Origin of the sequence: Oceanisphaera psychrotolerans (assembly GCF_001870485.1) — a bacterium.
GTDB lineage: Bacteria > Pseudomonadota > Gammaproteobacteria > Enterobacterales > Aeromonadaceae > Oceanimonas > Oceanimonas psychrotolerans.
In genome coordinates this window covers 30,677-53,399 of sequence record NZ_MDKE01000066.1, presented here as the reverse complement: position 1 = coordinate 53,399, position 22,723 = coordinate 30,677, and the positions used below count along the sequence as shown (strand labels likewise).

General features: G+C 59.7%; 24 protein-coding genes. 16 read left to right on the top strand and 8 right to left on the bottom strand.

The window, feature by feature from the left end:
* Window positions 1-135: 135 nt before the first annotated feature.
* The 3 genes from rpoH (at window position 136) to glpX (ending at window position 2,782) form a co-directional block, all read left to right on the top strand.
* Window positions 136-993 carry an RNA polymerase sigma factor RpoH gene (gene rpoH, locus BFR47_RS15315; RefSeq protein ID WP_071473872.1) on the top strand — a complete coding sequence of 286 codons (858 nt, stop codon included), beginning with the start codon at window positions 136-138 and terminating at the stop codon, window positions 991-993.
* Between the two features lie 88 nt (window positions 994-1,081).
* Window positions 1,082-1,738: a carbonate dehydratase gene (gene can / locus BFR47_RS15310; protein WP_071473871.1), complete on the top strand. Its 657-nt coding sequence runs from the start codon at window positions 1,082-1,084 to the stop codon at window positions 1,736-1,738.
* 36 nt (window positions 1,739-1,774) lie between these two features.
* Window positions 1,775-2,782: a class II fructose-bisphosphatase gene (glpX, locus tag BFR47_RS15305; protein WP_071473870.1), complete on the top strand. Its 1,008-nt coding sequence runs from the start codon at window positions 1,775-1,777 to the stop codon at window positions 2,780-2,782.
* Window positions 2,783-3,014: 232 nt separating this feature from the next.
* Here the strand turns inward: glpX and BFR47_RS15300 are convergent, their stop codons facing one another.
* On the bottom strand, window positions 3,015-4,391 hold the full coding sequence (locus BFR47_RS15300) for a class II fumarate hydratase (protein WP_071473869.1): 1,377 nt from the start codon (window positions 4,389-4,391) through the stop codon (window positions 3,015-3,017).
* Between the two features lie 105 nt (window positions 4,392-4,496).
* Entirely contained in the window at window positions 4,497-4,874 is a 378-nt protein-coding gene (locus tag BFR47_RS15295) for an acetyl-CoA sensor PanZ family protein (protein ID WP_071473868.1), read from the bottom strand.
* Window positions 4,875-5,006: 132 nt separating this feature from the next.
* On the opposite strand from BFR47_RS15295, the gene BFR47_RS15290 reads away from it, so the two are divergent.
* Together BFR47_RS15290 and BFR47_RS15285 are read left to right on the top strand one after the other, a co-directional pair.
* Window positions 5,007-5,570, top strand: a complete 564-nt coding sequence (locus BFR47_RS15290) for a gamma-glutamylcyclotransferase (protein ID WP_071473867.1) — start codon at window positions 5,007-5,009, stop codon at window positions 5,568-5,570.
* A gap of 52 nt (window positions 5,571-5,622) precedes the next feature.
* Window positions 5,623-5,874 carry a YkgJ family cysteine cluster protein gene (locus BFR47_RS15285; protein WP_071473866.1) on the top strand — a complete coding sequence of 84 codons (252 nt, stop codon included), beginning with the start codon at window positions 5,623-5,625 and terminating at the stop codon, window positions 5,872-5,874.
* Between the two features lie 2 nt (window positions 5,875-5,876).
* Here BFR47_RS15285 and envC read toward each other — a convergent pair whose 3' ends face one another.
* Window positions 5,877-7,103 (bottom strand): murein hydrolase activator EnvC, encoded by a 1,227-nt coding sequence (gene envC / locus BFR47_RS15280; protein WP_071473865.1) that lies wholly within the window; start codon window positions 7,101-7,103, stop codon window positions 5,877-5,879.
* A 10-nt stretch (window positions 7,104-7,113) separates the two neighbouring features.
* Window positions 7,114-8,646, bottom strand: a complete 1,533-nt coding sequence (gpmM, locus tag BFR47_RS15275) for a 2,3-bisphosphoglycerate-independent phosphoglycerate mutase (RefSeq protein ID WP_071473864.1) — start codon at window positions 8,644-8,646, stop codon at window positions 7,114-7,116.
* Window positions 8,647-8,865: 219 nt separating this feature from the next.
* Here gpmM and BFR47_RS15270 point away from each other — a divergent pair, with 219 nt between their 5' ends.
* The 3 genes from BFR47_RS15270 to gpsA are packed head-to-tail and all read left to right on the top strand — an operon-like array spanning window position 8,866 to window position 10,808.
* The gene (locus BFR47_RS15270; protein WP_071473863.1) at window positions 8,866-9,294 is read left to right on the top strand and encodes a rhodanese-like domain-containing protein; all 429 of its coding nucleotides are present in this window, start codon (window positions 8,866-8,868) and stop codon (window positions 9,292-9,294) included.
* Between the two features lie 30 nt (window positions 9,295-9,324).
* Window positions 9,325-9,804, top strand: a complete 480-nt coding sequence (gene secB / locus BFR47_RS15265) for a protein-export chaperone SecB (protein ID WP_071473862.1) — start codon at window positions 9,325-9,327, stop codon at window positions 9,802-9,804.
* The gene (gene gpsA, locus BFR47_RS15260; RefSeq protein ID WP_071473861.1) at window positions 9,804-10,808 is read left to right on the top strand and encodes an NAD(P)H-dependent glycerol-3-phosphate dehydrogenase; all 1,005 of its coding nucleotides are present in this window, start codon (window positions 9,804-9,806) and stop codon (window positions 10,806-10,808) included. Before secB ends, gpsA begins: the two co-directional genes overlap by 1 nt.
* Before the next feature lie 83 nt (window positions 10,809-10,891).
* Here gpsA and nfuA read toward each other — a convergent pair whose 3' ends face one another.
* Together nfuA and BFR47_RS15250 are read right to left on the bottom strand one after the other, a co-directional pair.
* Window positions 10,892-11,470 (bottom strand): Fe-S biogenesis protein NfuA, encoded by a 579-nt coding sequence (gene nfuA / locus BFR47_RS15255; RefSeq protein WP_071473860.1) that lies wholly within the window; start codon window positions 11,468-11,470, stop codon window positions 10,892-10,894.
* A 71-nt stretch (window positions 11,471-11,541) separates the two neighbouring features.
* A complete protein-coding gene (locus tag BFR47_RS15250; RefSeq protein ID WP_071473859.1) occupies window positions 11,542-12,237 on the bottom strand; it encodes a ComF family protein in 696 nt (231 codons plus the stop codon).
* A 28-nt stretch (window positions 12,238-12,265) separates the two neighbouring features.
* On the opposite strand from BFR47_RS15250, the gene bioH reads away from it, so the two are divergent.
* The 7 genes from bioH to BFR47_RS15220 all read left to right on the top strand — a co-directional run bounded on the left by bioH (window position 12,266) and on the right by BFR47_RS15220 (window position 17,627).
* Entirely contained in the window at window positions 12,266-13,039 is a 774-nt protein-coding gene (gene bioH / locus BFR47_RS15245) for a pimeloyl-ACP methyl ester esterase BioH (RefSeq protein WP_071473858.1), read from the top strand.
* Between the two features lie 90 nt (window positions 13,040-13,129).
* Complete coding sequence (locus BFR47_RS15240) at window positions 13,130-13,450, top strand: hypothetical protein (RefSeq protein ID WP_071473857.1); 321 nt, start codon at window positions 13,130-13,132, stop codon at window positions 13,448-13,450.
* Window positions 13,451-13,473: 23 nt separating this feature from the next.
* Window positions 13,474-14,196 carry a ferredoxin--NADP reductase gene (locus BFR47_RS15235; RefSeq protein WP_071473856.1) on the top strand — a complete coding sequence of 241 codons (723 nt, stop codon included), beginning with the start codon at window positions 13,474-13,476 and terminating at the stop codon, window positions 14,194-14,196.
* A 103-nt stretch (window positions 14,197-14,299) separates the two neighbouring features.
* A complete protein-coding gene (locus BFR47_RS15230) occupies window positions 14,300-15,016 on the top strand; it encodes a YebC/PmpR family DNA-binding transcriptional regulator (RefSeq protein WP_071473855.1) in 717 nt (238 codons plus the stop codon).
* A 352-nt stretch (window positions 15,017-15,368) separates the two neighbouring features.
* Window positions 15,369-15,968 carry an aspartate/glutamate racemase family protein gene (locus BFR47_RS15225; RefSeq protein WP_245748953.1) on the top strand — a complete coding sequence of 200 codons (600 nt, stop codon included), beginning with the start codon at window positions 15,369-15,371 and terminating at the stop codon, window positions 15,966-15,968.
* Entirely contained in the window at window positions 15,920-16,102 is a 183-nt protein-coding gene (locus tag BFR47_RS18840; RefSeq protein ID WP_245748952.1) for a hypothetical protein, read from the top strand. Before BFR47_RS15225 ends, BFR47_RS18840 begins: the two co-directional genes overlap by 49 nt.
* 133 nt (window positions 16,103-16,235) lie before the next feature.
* Complete coding sequence (locus BFR47_RS15220) at window positions 16,236-17,627, top strand: NCS1 family transporter (RefSeq protein WP_083399179.1); 1,392 nt, start codon at window positions 16,236-16,238, stop codon at window positions 17,625-17,627.
* Between the two features lie 178 nt (window positions 17,628-17,805).
* Here the strand turns inward: BFR47_RS15220 and BFR47_RS15215 are convergent, their stop codons facing one another.
* Window positions 17,806-20,175 carry an Ig-like domain-containing protein gene (locus tag BFR47_RS15215; protein ID WP_071473854.1) on the bottom strand — a complete coding sequence of 790 codons (2,370 nt, stop codon included), beginning with the start codon at window positions 20,173-20,175 and terminating at the stop codon, window positions 17,806-17,808.
* 745 nt (window positions 20,176-20,920) lie between these two features.
* Between BFR47_RS15215 and BFR47_RS15210 the strand changes: the two genes are divergently transcribed.
* Window positions 20,921-21,622, top strand: coding sequence for a GntR family transcriptional regulator (locus BFR47_RS15210; protein ID WP_071473853.1), 702 nt, complete (start codon window positions 20,921-20,923; stop codon window positions 21,620-21,622).
* A gap of 86 nt (window positions 21,623-21,708) precedes the next feature.
* Here BFR47_RS15210 and BFR47_RS15205 read toward each other — a convergent pair whose 3' ends face one another.
* Entirely contained in the window at window positions 21,709-22,578 is an 870-nt protein-coding gene (locus tag BFR47_RS15205) for a LysR substrate-binding domain-containing protein (protein ID WP_071473852.1), read from the bottom strand.
* Window positions 22,579-22,723: the final 145 nt, after the last annotated feature.

Sequence of the window (22,723 nt, the reverse complement as noted above, 5' to 3'; positions counted from 1 at the left end):
CATTTAGCCTCAGATAAATACATTTTCCGCTGCGCCCACATCCATGCGATGTGGGCGCAGCCAGACCACCAGCGTCATAGCAGGGTGCAGATTGCGGCTGTTTTGATACGGAGTCATGTAATGAATGCGAGTTTAATGACGACAGATTTTCAGCGCCATTTTGCCCTGGTTCCTCAGGGTAGCCTGGAGGCCTATATCCAGGCGGTGAACACGATTCCCGTGCTCAGTGCGGAAGAAGAGAAATCATTGGCCGAGCGGCTGCAGAATGATGGCGAGCTGGCGTCTGCCCGGCAGCTGATCATGTCGCACCTGCGTTTCGTGGTGCACATCGCCAAAAGCTATTCCGGTTACGGCCTGCCGCAGGCCGACCTGATTCAGGAAGGCAACATCGGTCTGATGAAGGCGGTAAAACGTTTCGATCCGACCGTGGGTGTACGCCTGGTCTCTTTTGCGGTGCACTGGATCAAGGCCGAAATTCACGAATACGTGCTGCGCAACTGGCGCGTGGTCAAGGTGGCCACCACCAAGGCCCAGCGCAAGCTGTTCTTCAACCTGCGCAAGTCCAAGAAGCGTCTGGGCTGGTTCAACCAGCAGGAAGTGGAGACGGTGGCCCAGGATTTGGGAGTCTCGACAGCCGAGGTGCTGGAAATGGAGTCGCGCATGAGCGGCCAGGATCAGGCTTTCGATCTGGCATCCGATGACGATGACAAGGACACCAGTTTCTCGCCGGTACATTACCTGGAAGACAAGAGTTCGGATGTGGCTTACCAGGTGGAAGAAGCCAACTGGGAACAAACCGCCAACCGCCGTTTGCGTGCCGCGCTGTCAACCCTGGACGAGCGCAGCCAGCATATCATTCAGGCCCGATGGCTGGATGAAGACGACAAGACCACGCTGCAGACACTGGCCGACGAATACGGCGTGTCTGCCGAGCGGATTCGTCAGCTTGAAAAAAGTGCGCTGAAAAAGCTGAAGTCGGCGATGGATGCCTGAATAATAGTACCTTCATGGTGAAAGGCCCCGCAGGGGCCTTTTTTCCGTCGAAAATTTATTTTTAAACAGAAATACGCAGGAAGAACCCATGAAAATACTGGAGCATCTGTTTCACAACAACCAGGAATGGTCCGAACAAATCAAGGCCGAAGATCCGGCTTTTTTCGAGAAGCTGGCGTTGCAGCAGGCGCCGGAATATCTGTGGATTGGTTGCTCCGATAGCCGGGTTCCCGCCAACCAGCTGACCGGTCTGCTGCCCGGCGATGTGTTTGTGCATCGGAATGTGGCCAATCTGGTGGTGCATACGGACTTCAATTGTCTGTCGGTGGTACAATACGCCGTTGAAGTGCTCAAGGTGAAACATATCATCATCTGCGGCCACTACGGCTGCGGCGGGGTGCTGGCGGCGATGAAGAACCAGGAACTGGGCCTTATCGACAACTGGCTGCGCAATATCAAGGATCTCTACTACAAGCATCAGGAAGCCCTGCAGGCCATCGAGGATGAGCACGAGCGAGGCGATGCCATGTGCGAGCTGAACGTAGTGGAGCAGGTAGCGAATCTGTGTCACACCACCATAGTGCAGAATGCCTGGAAACAGGGCCAGCCGCTGTCGGTACACGGCTGGGTATACGGCATCAAGGACGGCAAGTTGCACGACCTGGATGTGTGCGTGAGTGATGTCGAACAGATCCCCGATGTATACCGTATCTTCCAGAAGCGTATATTGGGCAAAAACAGCTAGGTAAATAGCGATAATTTGAACGGATAGGAAATCTCCATGAGACGTGAATTGGCCATTGAATTTTCCCGAGTGACCGAAGCCGCCGCCCTGGCCGGCTACAAGTGGCTGGGACGAGGCGACAAGAATATCGCCGACGGCGCAGCCGTGGCGGCCATGCGTCATGTGCTGAATGAAATCGAGATCAGCGGTGAAGTCGTGATCGGCGAAGGTGAAATCGACGATGCCCCCATGCTTTATATCGGCGAGAAGGTCGGTCTGGGCGGTGACGAGGTGGATATCGCCGTGGATCCCATCGAAGGCACCCGCATGACCGCCATGGGCCAGTCCAACGCCCTGGCAGTCATGGCGGTGGGCGAGAAAGGCGCTTTTCTGCGCGCTCCCGACATGTACATGGAAAAGCTGATTGTCGGTGCCGGTGCCAAAGGCGCCATCGATCTGGACAAGTCTCTGGAGCAGAATATCAAGTCGGTGGCCCGGGCTCTGAACAAGCCGCTGTCCCGTTTTACCGTGATTACCCTGGCCAAGCCGCGTCACGACAAGGCGATCAAGACCATGCAGGCCCTGGGCGTGCGGGTGTTCGCGATTCCCGATGGCGACGTCGCTGCCTCCATTCAGGCCTGTATTCCCGAGAGTGAAGTAGACATGCTCTACGGCATCGGTGGCGCGCCCGAAGGGGTGATTTCCGCCGCCGTGGTACGCTCGCTGGACGGCGACATGCAGGCCCGGCTGGTACCGCGCTACGAGGTCAAGGGGCCGAGCGAGGAGAATCTGGCGCTGGGCCAGGAGGAAATCGCACGCTGCAAGCAGATGGGCATCGAAGTCGGCAAGGTGCTGAAACTCGAAGATATGGCTCGTACTGACAATGTGATGTTCTCCGCCACCGGCATCACCAAGGGCGATCTGCTGGAAGGCATCAGCAGCGACGGCCACTATGCCCACACCGAAACCCTGGTGATCCGCGGTAAGTCCCGTACCGTGCGCCGTATCCGCTCGACCCATATCCTGTCACGCAAAGACAAGGCACTGCTGGATATCATTCTGTAACCTGCCGGGTACTGCGGATCGATGATCGAAACAAGGGATGCTCAGGCATCCCTTTTTGTTTGCCAACAGGCGACTCCCGGGCATCAGGGAGGACAAAGGGATCTGCTCCGCCGACCTTCTGTTTCAGGGATGAAACAGAGAGCGTACATGGAGGTATTCATAGCGTGTCGGCGGAGCGGGCCCTTTGGCCGATGTGCGAACGTTTCACGAAGTTATTGAGTCATCTACCGGGTTACTCCTGCTGGCTGCCTCTGGTCAGTGCCGCCGGATCCAGCAGACGGCGTAATTCCTGTTCCGATAACTCGGTTTCTTCCTGCGCCACCTCCAGTATCGGCCTGTTTTCCGCATAGGCCTGCTTGGCGATCCTGGCCGCCCGGTCGTAGCCGATCACCGGATTGAGGGCGGTGACCAGTATGGGGTTCCTGGCCAGGCTCTGGTCGATGTGCGCCTGATTGACGGTAAAACCGGTGATGGCGTCGGCCAGCAGCGGGGCGCTGTTGGTCAGCAGTTGGGTCATGGTCAGCAGGTTGTTGGCCACCAGCGGCAGCATGACGTTGAGCTGGAAGTTGCCGGACTGGCCGGCCACGGTGATGGCGCCGTCCAGACCGATGATCTGGGCTGCCACCATGGCCACCGCCTCCGGGATCACCGGGTTGACCTTGCCGGGCATGATGGACGAGCCGGGCTGCAGGGCGGTCAGCTGAATTTCGGCCAGGCCGGTGAGCGGGCCCGAGTTCATCCAGCGCAGATCGTTGGCGATTTTCATCAGTGCCACCGCCAGGGTCTTGAGCTGACCCGACAGCTCTACGGCCGTGTCCTGGCTGCTCAGGCTGTAGAAATGGTCTTCGGCCGGACAAAAGTCGAGTCCGGTGTGGCGATTGAGATAGTCGCAGGCCAGCTGGGACTGGCGCGGATCGGCATTGATGCCGGTGCCGATGGCGGTACCGCCCAGGGCCAGCTGTTGCAGCCGGCTTTGCAGCCCTTCCAGTCGTTCGCGGCCATAGCGTACCTGGGTGGCCCAGCCGCCCAGTTCCTGATCGAAGCGCAGCGGCATGGCATCCATCAGGTGGGTACGGCCGGTTTTCACCTGGTTCTGCAGCTGTTCAGCCTTGGTGAGAATGGCCTGTTCCAGCCGATGCAGAGCCGGTAGCAGCTCACGGTTCAGGGCGAGAGCAGCGCTGACGTGAATGGCGGAAGGGATGACATCATTGGAACTCTGGCCCATGTTGACGTCGTCATTGGCGCCTACTGCCTTGCCCAGGCGTTGGGTTGCCAGATGCGCCAGTACTTCGTTGACGTTCATATTGGTGCTGGTGCCGGAGCCGGTCTGATACACATCGATGGGAAAGGCATTCGGGTACCGACCCTCGATGATCTCGCCGGCGGCCTGGATGATGGCGTCGGCCTTGTCCTGCTCCAGCCGCTTGAGCTGGCCGTTGGCATGGGCACAGGCCGCCTTTAGCTGGGCGAGGGCGGCGATGAAGGCCGGGGGCAGAGGCTGGCCGGAGATAGGAAAGTTGTTGATGGCTCGCTGGGTCTGGGCACCATAGAGGGCGTTGGCAGGTACCTGTACTTCGCCCATGGAGTCCCGTTCGGTTCTCGTCTTCATCGCCGTTTCCTCTGTTGTCGCCATGTGACCGAGGTCGACGGCTGGCAAGCTACACCATCAACAGATTACGCCTTACCGGAAGGCGTTGGACAAGGTCACCGGCCTTTATTTGTCTAGGCAACAGCTTAGCAGTCCTGCCCGGGTGTTGAAGCCCTGACTGGTCAAAAAGTCGGCAAGCCCGGCGCGTTGTTCTGCCGGTGCCTGAGCGGGGTTGCAGTCGAGGCGACTCAGGCCGGCGGCGCTGGCTTCCAGCATGATCTGGCGCAGCAGCTCCCGGCCTATGCCACGGCGGCGGGTAATGTCGCGTACCGCGATAAACTCGAGGCGTTCTTGCTGGCGCCAGGCCAGGGCCACGGCCTTGTCGTTGAAGGTGGCGAGATAAAATATCGCCTGTTCGGGCAGGGGGCGGCCCTGCAAAATGATGTCGGCGTGGTGACGATGAAGTGCCGGCACCTGGTCCAGGCAGTGTATGGTCAGACGCATGATAACGATCCCGTATCGTAAAAAACGCCAGTTTATCATGAAGCCGGACCCGGCTTGATCGGGATTCGACACCGTACGCCGGGCGTAGCATCATGAGGGTCCGGTATCAGGAAAGGAGCACAGAAGCTGACCATGACATTCGACACCACCCTGCACAATCGCCGCATGACCCACTTCGACGATCACGACTCCTTCTGGCTGTTCGGCTACGGGTCCCTGATCTGGAAGGCGGACTTTCCCTTTCTGGAGCGCCGGCCGGCCCGGATCCACGACTGGTGCCGTCGCTTCTGGCAGGGCTCGCATGACCATCGCGGTACCCCGGATGCTCCCGGGCGGGTGGTGACCCTTGTCCGCGCTCCCGGTGCCTGCTGTGACGGCATGGCCTATCGCATTCGGCCCGAGGTATTATCCCAGCTGGATATACGGGAGAAAAACGGCTATCTGCGCGAACGGGTGCCGGTACATTTCGATGCACAGCCAACGGTGGAAGGATTGATTTATCTGGCCACAGAGGAAAATGCCGCCTTTCTGGGCGAGGCTCCGCTGCTGGACATGGCGGCGCAAATTGCCGGCGCTCATGGCCCCAGCGGCAGTAATAGAGAGTACCTGCTCAATCTGGCCGAGGCGCTGGCCCGGCAGGGTGTGAAAGATGGCCATGTATCGGCATTGGCGGCACTGCTGACGCAGCCGGACTGATCCTGACGGTATCACAGGGTGTATACTGGCCGCTCAGTCGAGAGGTGATTTGATGGAATGTCGTAGTCGTTGTGGTGCCTGCTGTATCGCCCCCAGTATCAGTGGCCCGCTGCCGGGCATGCCGAATGGCAAGGCCGCCGGTGAGTCCTGCCTTCATTTATTGGAGGATATGCGCTGTGCGCTGTTCGGCAAGCCGGAACGACCGGCGGTGTGCGCCGCCTTCAAGGCCATGCCGGATGTGTGCGGCGACAGTCAGGCCGAGGCGCTGTGGCTGATAGAGGAGCTGGAGTCGGCGACGCGCTGACGTCAGCCTCGTGTCAGCCAGGGCAAGGGATCGATGGCCTGGCCCTGATAGCGGATTTCGAAGTAAAGGCCGGATTTGTCCTGGCCTCCGCTTTCACCACTCAGGGCGATGGCCTGACCGGCCTTGACCCTGTCACCGGGGTTGCGCAGCAGGGACTGATTATGGCCATAGAGGCTCATGTAGCCCTTGCCGTGATCGATCACCATCACCATGCCGAAACCACTGAGCCAGTCGGCGTAGACGACCTGGCCGTTGGCGATGGCGCTGACTTCCTTGCCGACAGGGGCACCGATCAACAGGCCTTTCCAGTTCAGCTGGCTGGTGCGGGCGGCGCCGAAGCGATGGATCAGTGATCCCTTGAGCGGCCAGGGCAGGGTGCCCTTGGCCAGACCGGCGAGGTTGCCACTGGTTTTGGCCACCACCGGTGTTCTGCCGGTGCCACCTTGCGGTTGGGCCAGTCGTTCCCGCTCGGCCTGTTCCCGGGCGGCACGCTCTCGCGCCGCCTGTTCCCTGGCGGCTCTTTGCTGGGCGGCCTTGATCTGTTGTTCCAGATGGTTGGCGGCCTGTTGCAGGTTGTTCAGGCGCTGATTGCTCTGGTCGAGCGCGGCATTGAATTGCTTGGCGGTCTGGCTGCGTTTGGCCTGTTGCTCACTCAATTTTTGCCGCTCGGTCTGTTGCCGGGTCAGCAGCTGGTTGAGCTGGTTGCGGCTTTGTTCGGCCTGGCGGCGGTTGTCTGCCAACTGCTCACGGGTGCGAGTCAGCTGTTGCAGCGCGTCGGCCCGGGCCTGGTTGATATGGGCATAGTAATGCAGCAGCCGGTCTATTTCGGTGCTGTCCTGGCCGTTGAGCAGTAATTTCACGTAGTCGTGGCGGCCATTCTGATAGGCGGCTCTGAGCTGTTCTGCGAGCAACTGCTGCTGTTGTTCGGCCTGTTGGTTCAGGGCCTGGTGCTCTTTGTCCAGACGGGCGAGGGCGGTTTCGTTTTCTGTCAGCTTTTTCTGGGTCTGGTTCAGCTCCCGGGCCAGGTTGGAAATGGCTTGTTCATCTTTGGCGAGTTGTTGCTGTAACTCGCTCAGCTGCTTTTTCTGCTGTTGCAGTTCCTGCTTCTGGCTGGCGATCTGGCCCTGAACGTTCTTGAGGTCCTTGCTGTCATTCGCCCAAGCGAAAGCACCGGCCATCAGGCCGGTGCTTAGCAGCAATAATGAAACGATCAGTCGTTGTTTGCCCATATGGGCCTGATTATTTCAGAACCATCAGAGGCTGGCCAGTCATTTGCTCGGGGATTTCCATACCCAGCAGACTCAGCATGGTCGGCGCCAGATCCGACAGTCGTCCCTTGGCCGCCGGAGTGGCCTCGCGACCCACGTAGATCAGCGGCACCGGCAGGTTGGTATGAGAGGTCTGCACCTCGCCCGTTTCCGGGTTGATCATCTGTTCGGCATTGCCGTGATCGGCGGTGATCAGTGCTTCGCCGCCGACTTCTTCCAGCGCGCTCACCACTCGTCCGATGGAGGTATCCACGGCTTCACAGGCTCTGACCGCCGCCTCGAACACCCCGGTGTGGCCAACCATGTCGCCGTTGGGGTAGTTACAGATGATGACGTCGAATTCCTGGCTCTTGATGGCGGCAACCAGCTTGTCGGTGAGCAGTTCGGCATTCATTTCCGGCTGCAGATCGTAGGTGGCCACCTGGGGGCTGGGGATCAGCTCGCGCTGCTCGCCGTCGAAGCATGCTTCCCGGCCGCCGTTGAAGAAGAAGGTGACGTGAGCGTATTTTTCGGTCTCGGAAATACGCAGCTGAGTCTTGCCATGCGCCGCCAGCCATTCGCCGAGGGTATTGGGCAGCGACTCAGGCGGATAGGCGCAGGTGGTGTGAATATCGTCGGCATATTCGGTGAGCATCACGAAGTCGCTCAGGGCCGGACGCTTGCTGCGTTGAAAGCCGGTAAAGTCGTCCTGCACGAAGGCGCGAGTCAGTTCCCGGGCCCGGTCGGCGCGGAAGTTCATGAAGATGACCGCATCGCCGTCCTGCATCGCTACCGGCTCACCGACCGTGGTGGCTTTGACGAATTCGTCGTTTTCTTCCCGGGCATAGGCGGCCTGCAGCGCGTCGACACCGCTGGCAAAGTGATACTCGGCCTGACCCTGGGTCAGCAGATCATAGGCGCTTTGCACCCGATCCCAGCGATTATCCCTGTCCATGGCGAAGTAGCGACCGACGATGGAGGCCAGCCGGCCCTTGCCCAGTTTGGCAAACAGGGTATCGAACCGTTCGATGGACGCCTGGGCGGAGCGGGGGGCCACATCCCGGCCATCGAGAAAACCGTGCAGGTAAATGTGTTCGGCACCGCGGTCGGCGGCCAACTGGACCATGGCGGCGATCTGGTCTTCATGGCTGTGCACGCCACCCGGGGACAGCAGGCCCATGATATGTACCGCCTTGCCCTTGGTGACAGCGCCGTCGACGGTGGCCGTCAGCACCGGATTGGTGAAGAAGTCTCCGTCTGCAATGGCTTTGTCGATGCGGGTCAGTTCCTGATAGACGATACGACCGGCACCGATGTTGACGTGGCCGACTTCGGAGTTACCCATCTGACCGTCGGGCAGACCCACATCGTGGCCGGAGGTGGAAATCAGCATCGAGGGGCGATGCTTCATCAGGCCGTCGAGTACCGGGGTACGCGCGGTGTGAATGGCGTTGTGTTCCGTTTTTTCACTATATCCCCAGCCATCCATAATGATGAGCACCAGGGGCTTTTTGGTCGCGTTCATATCATGTAACCCTATATGTTGTGATGTGAAAGTTGAGGTCGAAGAGACTGAAACTCTCGTTATATTACTACAGTTGTCGATTTTGTCTCCAGCCGCAGACTGGCGGCCATTCCCGCAGCCGCTGGCGGAGGGTGGCGATCGGGATCGGGCGGCTGTTATTTGCCGATACCCCATGTATACTCGGGCTTTTCCGTATTTTGACTCTAAAGAAGTAACATCATGCAAGAGTATCTCGATTTTGCCGCCAGTCATCCCATGTTGAGTGCGGTCTGGCTGGGCCTGGTTGCTGCGGTCATTTACATGACCCTGATGTCCAAACTGACCAAGGTGCAGATAGTCGCCTCCCAGCAAGCGGTTCTGCTCATCAACAAGCAGGATGCAGTGGTAGTGGATGTGCGGTCTGCCGAGGAATTTCGCAAGGGCCATATCGCCGGCGCCATCAATGTACCCGCCGCTCAGCTCAAGGCCAACAACCTGAACCTGATCGAAAAATATCAGGACAAGCCGTTGGTGCTGGTATGCGAAGCCGGCATGACCACCGGTGGTGTGGGTCGTGTATTGACCAAGGCTGGCTTCAAACAGGTTCACGCCCTGCGTGGCGGCATGGCAGACTGGCGCAGCCAGAACCTGCCGGTGACCAAACGTTAATCTCTCAATTCATACTATAAGGATATCATCATGGCTGAAGCAGCAAACGGCGCTAACACCGACGCCCAGCAACAGGTTGAATTTCAGATCCAGCGTGTCTACCTGAAGGACGTATCTTTCGAGGCGCCCTCCACCCCGCTGGTATTCCAGAAAGAATGGAAGCCCGAGGTCAAGCTGGATCTGGACACCAAGAGTGCCCGTCTGAATGACAACGTATTCGAAGTGGTGCTGACCCTGACCGTTACCTGCCAGATGGGCGAAGGTGAAACCGTCTATCTGTGCGAAATTCAGCAGGCCGGTATCTTTACCATCGGCAACATGGCCGAGCCGCAACTGGCTCACTGCCTGGGCTCCTTCTGTCCCAATATCCTGTTCCCCTACGCCCGCGAAACCGTGAGTAGCCTGGTGGGCAAGGGCTCCTTCCCGCAGCTGAACCTGGCGCCGGTGAACTTCGATGCCCTGTTTGCCGCCCACGTACAGCGTGCCCAGCAACAGCAGGCGGATGCCTGATGAACAAGGATGCCGCCATCTCGGTTCTGGGTGCCGGCTCCTATGGTACGGCACTGGCCATTGCCATCTCGCGCAATGGTCACCCAACCCTGCTGTGGAGTCACAGGCCCGAGCAGGTGGCGACCCTGGCCGCCGAGCGCTGCAACAAGGTGTTTCTGCCCGACGCCGCCTTTCCCGACAGCCTGAGCCCCCGGGCCAGCCTGCAGCAGGTGGTGCAGGCCAGTCGTGATTTGCTGATTGTGGTGCCGAGCCATGTATTTGCCGATGTGCTGAAACAGATAAAGCCGTTCCTGCGTACCGACAGTCGTATTGCCTGGGCCACCAAGGGGCTGGATCCGGCGACCGGCAGCCTGCTTCAGGATGTGGCCCGGGAGATTCTCGGGCCCGAGATCCCGCTGGCGGCGCTGTCGGGGCCGACCTTCGCCAAAGAGCTGGCCATGGGGCTGCCAACCGCCATTTCACTGGCTTCCACCGACAGTGACTTTGCCAGAGATCTGGCTGACCTGGTGCATTGTGACCGTTCGTTCCGGGTTTATCTCAATGACGACATGGTGGGATTGCAGTTGGGCGGAGCGGTGAAAAACGTCATTGCCATCGGCGCCGGCCTGGCCGATGGCCTGGGCTTCGGCGCCAATGCCCGCACGGCGCTCATCACCCGTGGCCTGGTGGAGCTGCAGCGCCTGGGTGTGGCGCTGGGTGCCAGACAGGAAACCTTCATGGGTATGGCCGGACTGGGTGACCTGGTGCTGACCTGCACCGACAATCAGTCGCGTAACCGCCGTTTTGGTCTGGCTCTGGGCCGGGGACAGGACGTGCAGGCTGCGATGACCGAAATCGGCCAGGTGGTGGAAGGCTACCGCAATGCCGCCGAAGTGCACCAACTGGCGGCGCGCCACGGCGTGGAAATGCCCATCTGCGAGCAGGTCTATCAGGTGCTGTATCAGGGCAAGAACGCCAAAGAAGCGGCCATGGCCCTGCTGAGCCGGGATCGCAAGGCGGAGTAACTCGCTGACAGCGGGCAGCCGCAGAGGCGGCACACAAAAAAGGGAGCCATGTTGGCTCCCTTTTTACTCTCCGAGTGGTGAACTCAGTAGTAGGAATGCTCGCCGCGCTCATGCTCGGTGGCATCACGTACGCCGGTCAGTTCACCCGGGAACAGTTCGAGCATCTGCTTCTCGATACCTTCCTTCAGGGTGACATCGACCATGGAGCAGCCGTTACAGCCACCGCCGAACTGCAGAATGGCCAGGCCATCCGGCGTGATTTCGGTCAGTACCACCTTGCCGCCGTGACTGGCCAGCCCCGGGTTGATCTGGGACTGCAGCACATACTCGACCCGATCCGCCAGCGGCGCGTTATCCGGCACCTTGGCCATCTTGGCGTTGGGTGCTTTCAGCGTGAGCTGAGAGCCCATCTGGTCACTGACAAAATCGATTTCGGCGGCGTCCAGAAAAGAGACGCTCTGCTGATCCACGACCGCCTCAAAGCCCTCGAACGGCAGATGCATATCGTCATGATCGACGGCATCGGGCGGGCAGTAGGAAACGCCGCATTCGGCGTTGGGAGTGCCCGGGTTAACCACAAACACCCGGATATTGGTGCCTTCCGGCTGTTGCGACAACAGCTTGCGGAAGTGTGCCTGGGCGGTTTCGGAAATCGTAATCATCGCTATCCTCGTAAACCTGACTAAACAACTCAACTTTTATCATACTCTTGTTGCTGGCGCTTGAATAGCCGTCAGTGTTCAAGAGTCCGGCAGGCAGCCCACACTTCCACCCGGGTGACGCCCTGACGGTGCAATAGCCGGGTCAGCTCGGCCATGGTGGTGCCGGTGGTGATCACATCGTCAAGTAGCGCCACATGACGGTACGCCATGGGGCGGGCGCTGAAGGCGCCGCGCAGATTCTGTCGCCGTTGGCGGCGGTTGAGGTGAGTCTGGGAAGCGGTCATTCGATGGCGACGCAAGCACCGGTGATTCACCGGAATATCCAGTACCTCCTGCAGACCCCGGGCCATTTCGGTGGCCTGGTTATAGCCCCGGCGCAGTTGCCGCCACCAGTGCAGGGGCACCGGCAGAATGACCTCCGGGTAGGGGGGCTCCAGTCGCCGGGCCAGCAGTTGACCGAGCAGACGGCCGTTCAGCGCTTGCCGGTGATATTTGAGGGCGTGGATCAGGCGAGGATAAGGCGGCTCGAAGTCGGCCAGCACCTGCATCCGCTGCCAGGGTGGCGGCCGGCGCTGACAATGGCCGCAATGAGCATCTGCCACCGCCAGTGGAAAGGCGCATAGCGGGCAGGGCCGTTCCAGTTGCGGCAGTTCGTCCCGACACTGGCGGCAGATCAGTGGCTGCTGTTCGCAGTCGTGCCGGCACAGCAGGCACTGACCCCACCTGAGGGTGCCGGATTGTAAGCGAGCGGTCAGCCGTCTTATCATGGCGGTATCAAGATAACGGGGTTTGAAAATGAGTGTATATGTAGAGCGGCGTGGCCGGGGGCCGGATCTGGTGTTGTTGCACGGCTGGGGCATGAATGGCGCCGTCTGGCAGGGACTGGCGCAGCGACTGGAGGCCGACTTTCGGCTGCACCTGGTCGACCTGCCGGGGTTCGGCCACAGCCCGGCATTGCCGAAGCATGCCGGCCTCGATGACTGGGGCAGTGCCGTGCTGGAGGCGGTGCCCGCTCAGGCGGCCTGGCTGGGCTGGTCGCTGGGCGGGCTGGTCGCCACCCATGCCGCGTTGCAGGCGCCGGAGCGGGTGAGCAGCCTGATTACCCTGGCCAGCTCACCCCGGTTTGTGGCCGAGGACGGCTGGCCCGGCATCAAACCACAGGTGCTGGCGACCTTTGAGCAGCAACTGGCAGAGGATCACCGGCAGGTGGTCAATCGCTTTCTGGCCTTGCAGGCCATGGGCAGCGAGCACGCCCGGGAGGATATCCGTCAGCTGCGCGACAGCCTGTCCGAGAAGCCGGCGCCGGACCCGGCAGCGCTGGCTGCCGGCCTGACCCTGCTGGGCGAAGTGGACCTGAGGGCCCGGCTGGCATCGTTGCAGTTACCCATGCTGCGCCTCTATGGTCGGCTCGATGGTCTGGTGCCGAAAAAAACCATCACCCTGGTGGATGAGCTGGCGCCGCACAGTCAGAGCCACGTCGAGCCCAAGGCATCGCATGCGGCTTTTATCTCGCACCCGGATGCGACCGCCGAAAGGATCAGGGCTTTCCTGTTGAATCATCGGGCTTGATCAACCCGCGGACGCAGGGGCGGCGACAAACAGGCCAAACCCACCGATCTTGGCCATACTCAGGTGACTCATACAGGGAGGCTGGCTGCAATGGCAATACCGGTAATCTTGCCCACGATGTTACCCAACCTGGTCCAGCCCGGTACCGAAGCGGCCAAGGCCGACCAGGCGCGCCGTCCGGTAATACCGGTGATCACGGCGGTACAGCCCTATGCGGCCATTCGGTCACGTCATCAGGATCGCGAGCGGGATCGGCGACAGGCCGCCTTCGAAGCCTGGCTGGGGCTGCATCGGGGGGGATTCTGTCCGATTGGTGCCAACCCTGCCATGAGCCGGCGGCTCGATGTTATCAACCGGCGTTACCGTAGCCCGGAGGACAGCGCCGGCATCGAGCTGGATATCGAGGCCTGAGCCGGGCAGAAGGAGTGTCGGCCATGGCCGGTTATCAGCTCAAACTCAAACGCAAGCAGCAGGTTGCCGAAGGCACCCTGGCACTGTATTTCGACAAGCCCGATGATTTCAGCTTCCAGGCCGGCCAGTGCGCTCGTCTGGTGCTGGTCGATCCGCCCGAAACCGACGACGAGGGTAACGGTCGTATCCTGTCCCTGGCTTCCGCCCCTGCCGAGTCCGAACTGATGTTCGCGACCCGCATCAGAGACAGCGCCTTCAAGCGGGTGCTGAGCGCCCTGACGCCGGGGGCCGAGTTCACCCTCAAGGGCCCCTATGGTGATTTTACCCTTCCCGCCGACCCGGCCCGGGAGCTGGTGTTCATTACCGGCGGTATCGGCATCACGCCGGTGAGAAGCATGCTGTTGCAGGCCATGGCGGAGAGCCAGGGCCGGCAGATGACGCTGTTTTACGCCAACCGCCGGCCGGAAGATGCGGCTTTTCTCGATGAACTGACCCAGGCTTGTGCCATCAGCTCTCATTGCATGCTGGTGGCCACCATGACCCAGGCCGGGCAGTCGGCACAGCACTGGCAAGGCGAGCGCGGCCATGTGGATAAGGCCATGCTGAACCGGCATCTGACGGACCTGGCCAGGCCCCTTTATTATCTGGACGGGCCTCCCGGCCTGGTGGCGGCGATGAAAACCATGCTGGTTGATGCCGGGGTCGCCGAAGCGCAGCTGCGTACCGAAGAATTCGCCGGTTATTGACGATGAGGGGCAGGAAAACGAGGCGGCAGGAGACAGGAAAATAGATCTGCCGCTTTTCTGTGTGTAAAATTCGGCCTCTTCCGATGAACAACGAGACCATCCCATGGGCAGAGCCTATCAAAACCGCAAAGAATCCATCGCCAAGACGGCGAATGCCAAGAGCAAGGTCTACAGCAAGTACGGCCGTGAAATCTACGTTGTAGCCAAATCCGGTGGCGCCGACCCGGACGGCAACCTGAGCTTGCGTGGCCTGATAGAACGCGCCAAGAAAGATCAGGTACCTGCCCATGTCATCGAAAAAGCACTGCAAAAAGCCACCAGTGGTGCCGGTGAAGACTTTTCGCCGGCCCGCTACGAAGGCTTCGGCCCCGGCAACTGCCTGGTGATTGTCGACTGTCTGACCGACAACCCCAACCGCACCATCGGCGATGTGCGCCAGTGCTTCAACAAGGTCAAGGCCAAGCTCGGCACCTCCGGCAGCGTCGGCCACATGTTCGATCACTGTGCCATTCTGGTCTTTGACGGCGACGATGAAGACGCCGTGCTTGAAGCGCTGATGATGGCCGATGTGGACGTGACCGACATCGAGCTCGAAGACGGCAAGATCACCGTTTTTGCCCCTCATACCGAGTACTTCAAGGCCAAGCAGGCACTGATGGAAGCCTTTGAAGGCATCGACTTCGACGTGGATGCCATCCAGTTCGTACCCCAGACCACGGTTGAAGTGACCGGCGACGATGTGGCCCAGCTGGAGCGTTTCCTCGATATGCTGGACGATGTGGACGACGTACAGAACGTCTACCATAACGCCGAGTACTGAGCCGGCCGAATCCACATCAGCGCAAACAATAATCGAGAGAACCCTCCACCCCGGAGGGTTTTTTTATACGTCATTTTTATGCGCTGAATCACATAATTGATAACAATCTAGATAAGTATGATGCACCAAAATTCGGTCTTCTTGGCTCCACTCGGGGTGACTGAATACATCGATTAATTTATTTTCCTTTTTAATCAGTGCTTTGTTTCTCTCCTTTTTTGTTCGCTCCCCAGATGACGACCATGGTGTTCCTGATTTACAAAAAACGGATCTCGTAAATATGTTTACAGACCGTTAACGATCGATCTATTGTTAACGATAATATCGATGTTTCGTAAACAAGGAGGTCGCCGTGAGAATCAAGATCATCAACCCCAATACCACTCAGTCCTTTACCGATGCGTTACAGCGGCTGGCCGACAAGGTGGCCCGTCCCGATACCGAGATTCTGGCGGTCAGTCCGGCCAGTGGTCCGGCTTCCATCGAAAGCTTCTACGACGAATCGCTGTCGGTACCCGGCGTGCTGGAGGAAATAGCAAAAGGCGATCGGGAAGAAGGTATCGACGCCTATGTGCTGGCCTGCTTCGGCGACCCCGGCCTCTATGCTGCCCGGGAACTGACCGACAAGCCGGTGCTGGGCATTGCCGAGGCGGCCTTTCACATGGCGGTGATGAGCGGTGCCTGTTTCAGCGTGGTGACCACGGCGCCCCGGGTACGTTTCATGACCGAGCATCTGGTCAGCCGCTACGGCTTCCGTGAGCAGTGCAAGAAGATTCGCACCACACCGATGAAGGTGCTGGATCTGGCCAATTCGCCGGATGCCGCCATCGCCAAGGTGGTTGCCGAATGCCTGCGGGCGCGGGAAGACGATTATGCAGAAGCCATCGTACTGGCTGCGCCGGGATGTCCCAGTATCGGGAATATATCGAGCAGGAAATCGGCATTCCGGTGATCGATGGAACCGTGGCCGCGGTCAAGCTCTGTGAGGCCATGGTGGACATGAAACTGGGTACCAGCAAGGTACTGACCTTCAACTGGCCCCGTCCGGAAATGGCTCACCCGGGGCAACGACGCAATATCGCCTGAGGAGCGAGACCGATACCGTAACAGGCAGGGCGCCTGCCTGTTACAACATATGCACGGCTCAGGGCAGCCGGCAGAGGAAGGCGGTAGCGGTGACAAGCTGCCACTATAGTGATGGAATACCGAGGACACACCAATGGCAATGCAACATGTAAACAGCGAAAGCGCCATCTCCACGAACAATGGCACCTCCCGGCCTGCCGTAGCGGCCAACCCGAACGACAAGAAAGCCGGCGAAGAATCACTGGCACCGCAAAAGCACAGGATCATGGGGCGATTTTCCTACCTGCTGGCCTGGTTCGGTGGCTGCGTATCCATCGGTACCTTTACCATGGGTTCCAGTATCGTCGGCACCCTCAACCTGCTGCAAACCTGCGTGGCGATTGCCATTGGCTGTTTCGTGATCGGCATCGCCCTGGCGTTGAACGGCGCCGCCGGTTACAAATACGGCATTCCCTTCATGGTACAGGCGCGGAGCGCCTTCGGCTTTGCCGGTACCCGTTTCCCGGGGCTGGTGCGGGCGATACCGGCCATCGTCTGGTACGGCTTTCAGAGCTGGATCGGCGCCGGCGCCATCAATGCGGTGTCTGCCACCCTGTTCGGTTACGACAACCTGGTGCTGTACTTCGTGCTGTTCCAGTTTTTGCAGATTGGCCTGTCCATCTTCGGTTTCCAGGGCATCAAGTGGCTGGAAAACGTGGGCAGCGGCTTTATTCTGCTGGCGCTGGTCTACATGTTCTGGAGCGTTATCAACCGCTACGGTGAAGAGATCACCACCAATCTGGTGAACGTCGAAGGCACCTGGGGCTTACCGTTCTGGGGCGCCACCATGTTGTTCCTCGGAATCTACAGCACCATGATGCTGAATGTCAGCGATTATTCCCGCGAGCTGAAAGAAGGCACCAGGCCGGGTCTGCTGACGGTGATTTACGCCATGTCCATCCTGCCCTGCACCCTGTTCATGGGACTGATTGGCCTGATGGTGTCCGGTGCCACCGGGGTGTCCGACCCGATTCAGGTCTTCTCCAGTGCCGTCGACAATACACCGCTGCTGGTCATTACCCTGCTGTTCATTGCCTTCGCTCAGGTCACCACCAACGTGCTCAACAACGTGGTGCCGCCGACCTATATCCTGATGGACGTGTTCAAGCTGAAGTTCCGTACCTCCACCATACTGGTGGGTCTGCTGGCCTTCTGTACCTTCCCCTGGGAGCTGGTCAAGGAAGAATCTTCCGCCGGCCTGCAGCTATTCGTGCAGACCTATTCGGCCTTCCTCGGCCCCATCTTCGCGGTCATGGTGGTGGACTACTTCATTCTGCGTCGCCGCAAGCTGGATCTGGACAAGCTCTACGATGAGCAGGGTCCCTACAAAGGCGTCAATTACGGTGCCATCATAGCGGCTCTGTCCGGAGCCATAGTGGCCCTGACCTTCTCCTCGGTGTCCTGGTACGCCAGCCTGTTGCCTGCCGGCATCATCTACTATCTGCTGATGCAGCACTGGCAGCCCTGCCAACGCTTCCGTCAGTAATCACGCCGCCCCGCACCCTTGGTGCGGGGCGGGAGCTTGAACCGGCAAGCCCTGCTACAGGCAGGGCTTTTTGCGTCAAGCATAAAAAAGGCGGAACAGGCATGACCTGCTCCGCCAGTGCTCGATGCCGTCCGTCAGGGGGGCGGGGAGCGGTCGTATCGGGGCTGTGTGCTACTTGTCAGCAGCCCCGTTTCGGGTGGCATTTTCCGCTGCCGCCACTAGTGTCGCCACCATCGCCACTGTCGCCGCCGTCACTCTGGCCCTTGGGGCTGATGTTGATGCTGAGCGTGGCGGTCGCAGTATGGCCATGACCATCACTGATGGTGTAGTTCACGGTATCGCCCCCACGCTTGTTGCCACTGTTATACACGAGTTGATCACCGGCCGCCGACAGCGTGACCGTACCCTTGCTGCCCTGACTGAAACTGCTGATGGTCAGCGCATCGTTGTCGGGATCGCTGTCGTTGCCGAGCACGTCAATCGTCAGTGAGCTGCTCAGCTTGACGCTGGCGCTGTCGTCTACGGCCACCGGCGGCTGGTTTGCCTCATTCACGGTGACGGTTACCGTCGCCGGGGCCGAGGTGCTGGTACCGTCGGTCACGGTGTAGGTGAAGCTGTCGCTGCCCACGAAGCCGTTGGCCGGCGTATATACCAGGCTGTTGCCGCTCTGGCCGACGCTGCCGTTGCCTGCTTGCTGGAAGCCGTTGATTGACAGAGTATCGTTCTCGGGGTCGGTGTCGTTGGCCAGCACGTCGATGGCAACGGACTGGCCCTGGTTAGTCACGGCGCTATCATTTACCGCGACCGGCGACTGGTTGTTCAGGGTGGTGGCCGAGCGAATCGCCGACAGGGCTGTTTCGTTGCCGGCCGAGTCTCTCGCTTTCACCTGAAAGCTGTAGCTGGTGCCGGCTTGCAGCCCGGTAGCGCTGTAGCCGGTGTCATCCTGCCAGCCGCTGTTGCTACAGCCCGTGCCGCCAGCTGCACACAGGAAGTTGTATTGCACAGTACCGGAGTCGTCGCTGGCCGGATTCACCGCCATGTCGATTTGGTCAGTACCTTGCGCCGTGGGCGGGGTGGCCCACCAGCCGGCCGGGTTCGGGGTCGGCGCCGTGGTATCTCCCTGTGTCGGCAGTATGGTACCGGAGATGAAATACATGCCCAGGCTGCCGTAGTCGCTGTAAGGCGTCATGCTGTTACCGGCACCGGTGACTTCGAGGTAATAACGACCGGCCGCCAGGGATTGATCGATTTGCGCCATGGTCTCATTCAGCGGATCGACGCTGATCACCAGATTACCCTGGGCATCGTACAGGCTGGCTTGAATGTCGAGGTTGGCGCCGCGCCGGTTGTCGTTATAAAAGCTTTCCCAGGCCGGGTTGATGGTCAGGGACACATTGCCTGCGGCGGTGTCGAACCAGAACAGATCGCGATCGTTGCGGGTTTCGATCACCCCCTTGTTGGCCGGTACCAGATTACCGGGGTCGATTTCCGGTGAGGTTGAATGGATGTTGCCGGTGGCATCGGCCACCAGCGGGGTGGCACCGGCCATATCGTTGCCGTGGTCATCGGCGCGAATGCCCAGCTTATTGCCAATGATCTGAACATCGTCCTGACTGTTGTTGGCGTCGGCGTATTCGCCCTTGCTCCACTGGGTGACCTGGCTGTAGTAGCCCAGGCCCATGATCGGGCCCCAGGAAACAAAGCCGGAGCCGTGGCCACCGTAGTAACCCTGAGTGGAGGTGCCGTCATGGCTGAGCCCGAGGTTGTGCCCGAACTCGTGTGTTGCCGCCTCGGCTACCCAGGGAGCCACGTAGGGCCCTAGATTGTTGGCGTAAACCAGCGCCGGTGAGTAGTACTCGTAGTTGCTGATACCCCAGACGCCCACATAGGCGACCCCGCCGGCACCCTGTGCCGGCATGGCCGTGCCGAACTCGTCGGTATCTTCGGTGATCAGTACATGACCGACGTTTGGTCCGAACGCACCGGGATCTTCGGTGGTGACATCGATATCAAACGGCGCCATATCCTCGGCGATACGGTGCCAGATCTCGGCGATGCGGCCGCGTTCGGTGTCGCTGAAATTGTCCGGGCTGCCATCGGTATCGTAAGGTCGGGCATGGAGAGTGGCACCATTACTCCAGGCCGTTCCGCTGATCACATGGCCGTCGAAGTCGAGGAACACGACCTTGCCGGCGCCGGGACGGCTGTGCAGAAAGAAGGTGTCTTCCGGCGCGACCGCCAGCGGCTCACCCACCTCGTCTGTGGTGTCGTCGTCGGTTTGTTCCGGCAGTACGGTATCTTCATAAAAGATGGCACCGTCCTGATCGGCCCGCAGAAACTCGAAGTCCTGGGCCGGAATATCGAATCGTTCAAGCCACTCCAGGGCCCGCTTCTGGGCGGGGTAGGGTAATTTTTCGATCTGGGTTTTCAACCGGCCGGGGGGCAGATTGTCGGGGTTGCCGTCAAATCTGGGCGCGGCCTGGGCGGCAAATATCACCAGCAGTGACATCAGACACCCGGCAAGGGGTGTGTTCGGTTTGAAGTTCATCCTGAGGTTTCCTTATTCGCCCGACCATCGAGTGGCGAGAGCGCTGTTATCATGCAATCCGGCTTCATGTTCTTCCCGGTTGTCGAATAACGACAACATCGTTAAATCATGGAGCGACCGTTAAAAACGAATCCACAAACGGCATGAACAAATTGGCATTTTCTGGCTGTGGCTGGCAGGCCGCAGCCGTCGAACCCGCAGGGTGGCGCCGTATGGGCCATGTTGGGGCTGACTTTTGTAGAATACTAGCGGGGTGGACCTGCCCCTGCCAGTTTCACTCGGGTCGGTCGCAGCCTTGCCGGCCGCTGTCTGGCGGCGTGTTCCCATGACAGCCGGCGACATTGATCCTGTGGCCGGCCCCGTCATGATGGCAAGCCTTGCACATGCTTCACGTCAGCCAGTGTCGTATGGGTGTCAAGCCAGTCCGGTCCTGCTGTGGCCGACGTTTAGCGACTCGAGGCTTGAGGCATTGCGTGCCCGGGTATCGATTCCGGTATTCGGCATCGGCGAGGCTGTGGTTCATGAGGCGGCTCGCGGTGGTCGGCCCGCTATCGGCCGCAGCGCTGAAATTGCAGCCCTGGTTCGAGATGGCTTCGCCCTCTCTTTAACGACATGTTGCTTTATTGTTGACGATATTGCCCTGTGTTACTCTGTGCGTCATGTGCCGGTGCATTGTGTATCCGGTAGCGGGATACCGGTAGGGCGATCAGCGCGCCGCCTTGCCGGACGAAACAGGGCCAAGAGCATGAATAATAAAACCAACAATCTGGATACCGTCTATCAGCGCATCTGGGAAGCGATAGTGGCGCACAAGTTGCTGCCCGGCACCCGTTTGAAAGAAGAAGACCTGAGCGAAACCTTTGGCCTGAGCCGGGGCTTCGTGCGCAAGCTGTTGTTGCAATTGTCTTACCACAAGCTGGTCAACCTGGTGCCCAACAGCGGCGCCTTCGTGGCCGAACCCTCGCCGGAAGAGGCGCGGGACATTTTTCAGGCTCGTCGCCTGATCGAGGCGGAACTGGTGCGGGAGCTGGCCAGCAAATGCACGGTACGCGAAAAGAAGCTGCTGCTGGAACATCTGGAGCGGGAACATCAGGCCATTGAGCAGGGCGATCAGAGCCTGCGTATTCGCTTGTCCGGCGAATTTCATCTGTTGATTGGCAAACTGGCCGACAAGCCGGTGCTGACCTCCTTTCTGCACGAGATTATCCCCCGCTCTTCGCTGATCGTGGCCCTCTATCAGGGCTCGGGATCACGCAAGGGAAGGGCAAATCATTCCGGCCTGTCATGCAGCGAGCATAACGCGCTGCTGGACGCCATTGCCGGCCATCATGTAGATCAGGCGGTGCAGCTGATGATTGACCACCTCAATGAAATCGAAGCCCAGCTACAGCTGGAGCCTGCGGCCGAGGAAGACGTCAACCTGAAGCACATTTTTGCCGAACTCTGAGCTGGCACATGGCCGAGGCTTGCGTATACCGGTGAATGAAAAACCTCCCCGTGAGGTTTTTTCAGGTTGATGGACGGTGACCTCCGCTATTGCCGGCAGGTGTCGTCACAGGCGCCGATCAGCCGGTCGGCCAGTATTTTGCAGTGGGTCGACAGTTTGTCCTGGGCGTGCAGGGTCAGCTCCAGATCCGGTACCGGTGGCAGGCCGTTTCGTTGGTCGAGAATGCGGTGCCGGGGGGTGACCAGTCTCCGGGGCAGCAGAGAGATGCCCAGGCCTGCTTCTACCGCGCAGCATACTCCCGACAGGCTGGTACTGACATAAGACAGGCGCCAGCTGCGGCCCAGTCGGTCGAAGGTGTGGGCCATCTCGCTGCGATAGAGGCCACCGATGGGAAAGGTGACTAGCGGAACGGGATGGCTCTCCAGATTATTGCCGTGCAGGCTGTCAATCCAGCACAGCGGCTCGGGCCAGCTGGCCAGACCGGGCGCGCTGCCCTGGCGTTGTTTGACCAGCGCCAGATCCATATCCCCTCGTTGAAACTCGCGCCAGATATCGCTGCACAGACCGCTTTTTACCTCCAGCCGGATACCCGGATACTCGCTGGAAAACGCAGAGAGAGTCGGCATGATGGCGTGAGTGGCAAAGTCTTCGGGCACGCCCAAACGAATTTTCTGCTGTTCGGCACTGAGGCTGGTCTGGGCTACCGCCTCGTTCATCAACAGCAGAATGCGGCGGGCGTAGCTCAGTACCCGCTCCCCTTCCAGAGTGGCGGTAATGTAGCGGCCCTTGCGATGCAGCAGTTCGCACCCGAGCTGGGCCTCCAGCTTGCGGATCTGCTGGCTGACCGTCGACTGGGTGAGGTGAGTGCTGTCGGCGGCGCGGGTAAAACTGCCGGTGTCGGCCACGGCAATAAAGCTGCGTAGCAACACCGGATCCAGGGTGACATTCAGATTCATTAGACTTCCATCAGTGGAAATTCCACTGGTTGCCATTCAGTTATTTAATTTATAAATCAATTGGCATTGTCCTACAATGGCGAGTGTTCACCATTTATACAGTCATGCCAGATGGCGTGGCTTTTGTCGGCGTGCCGCCGACACT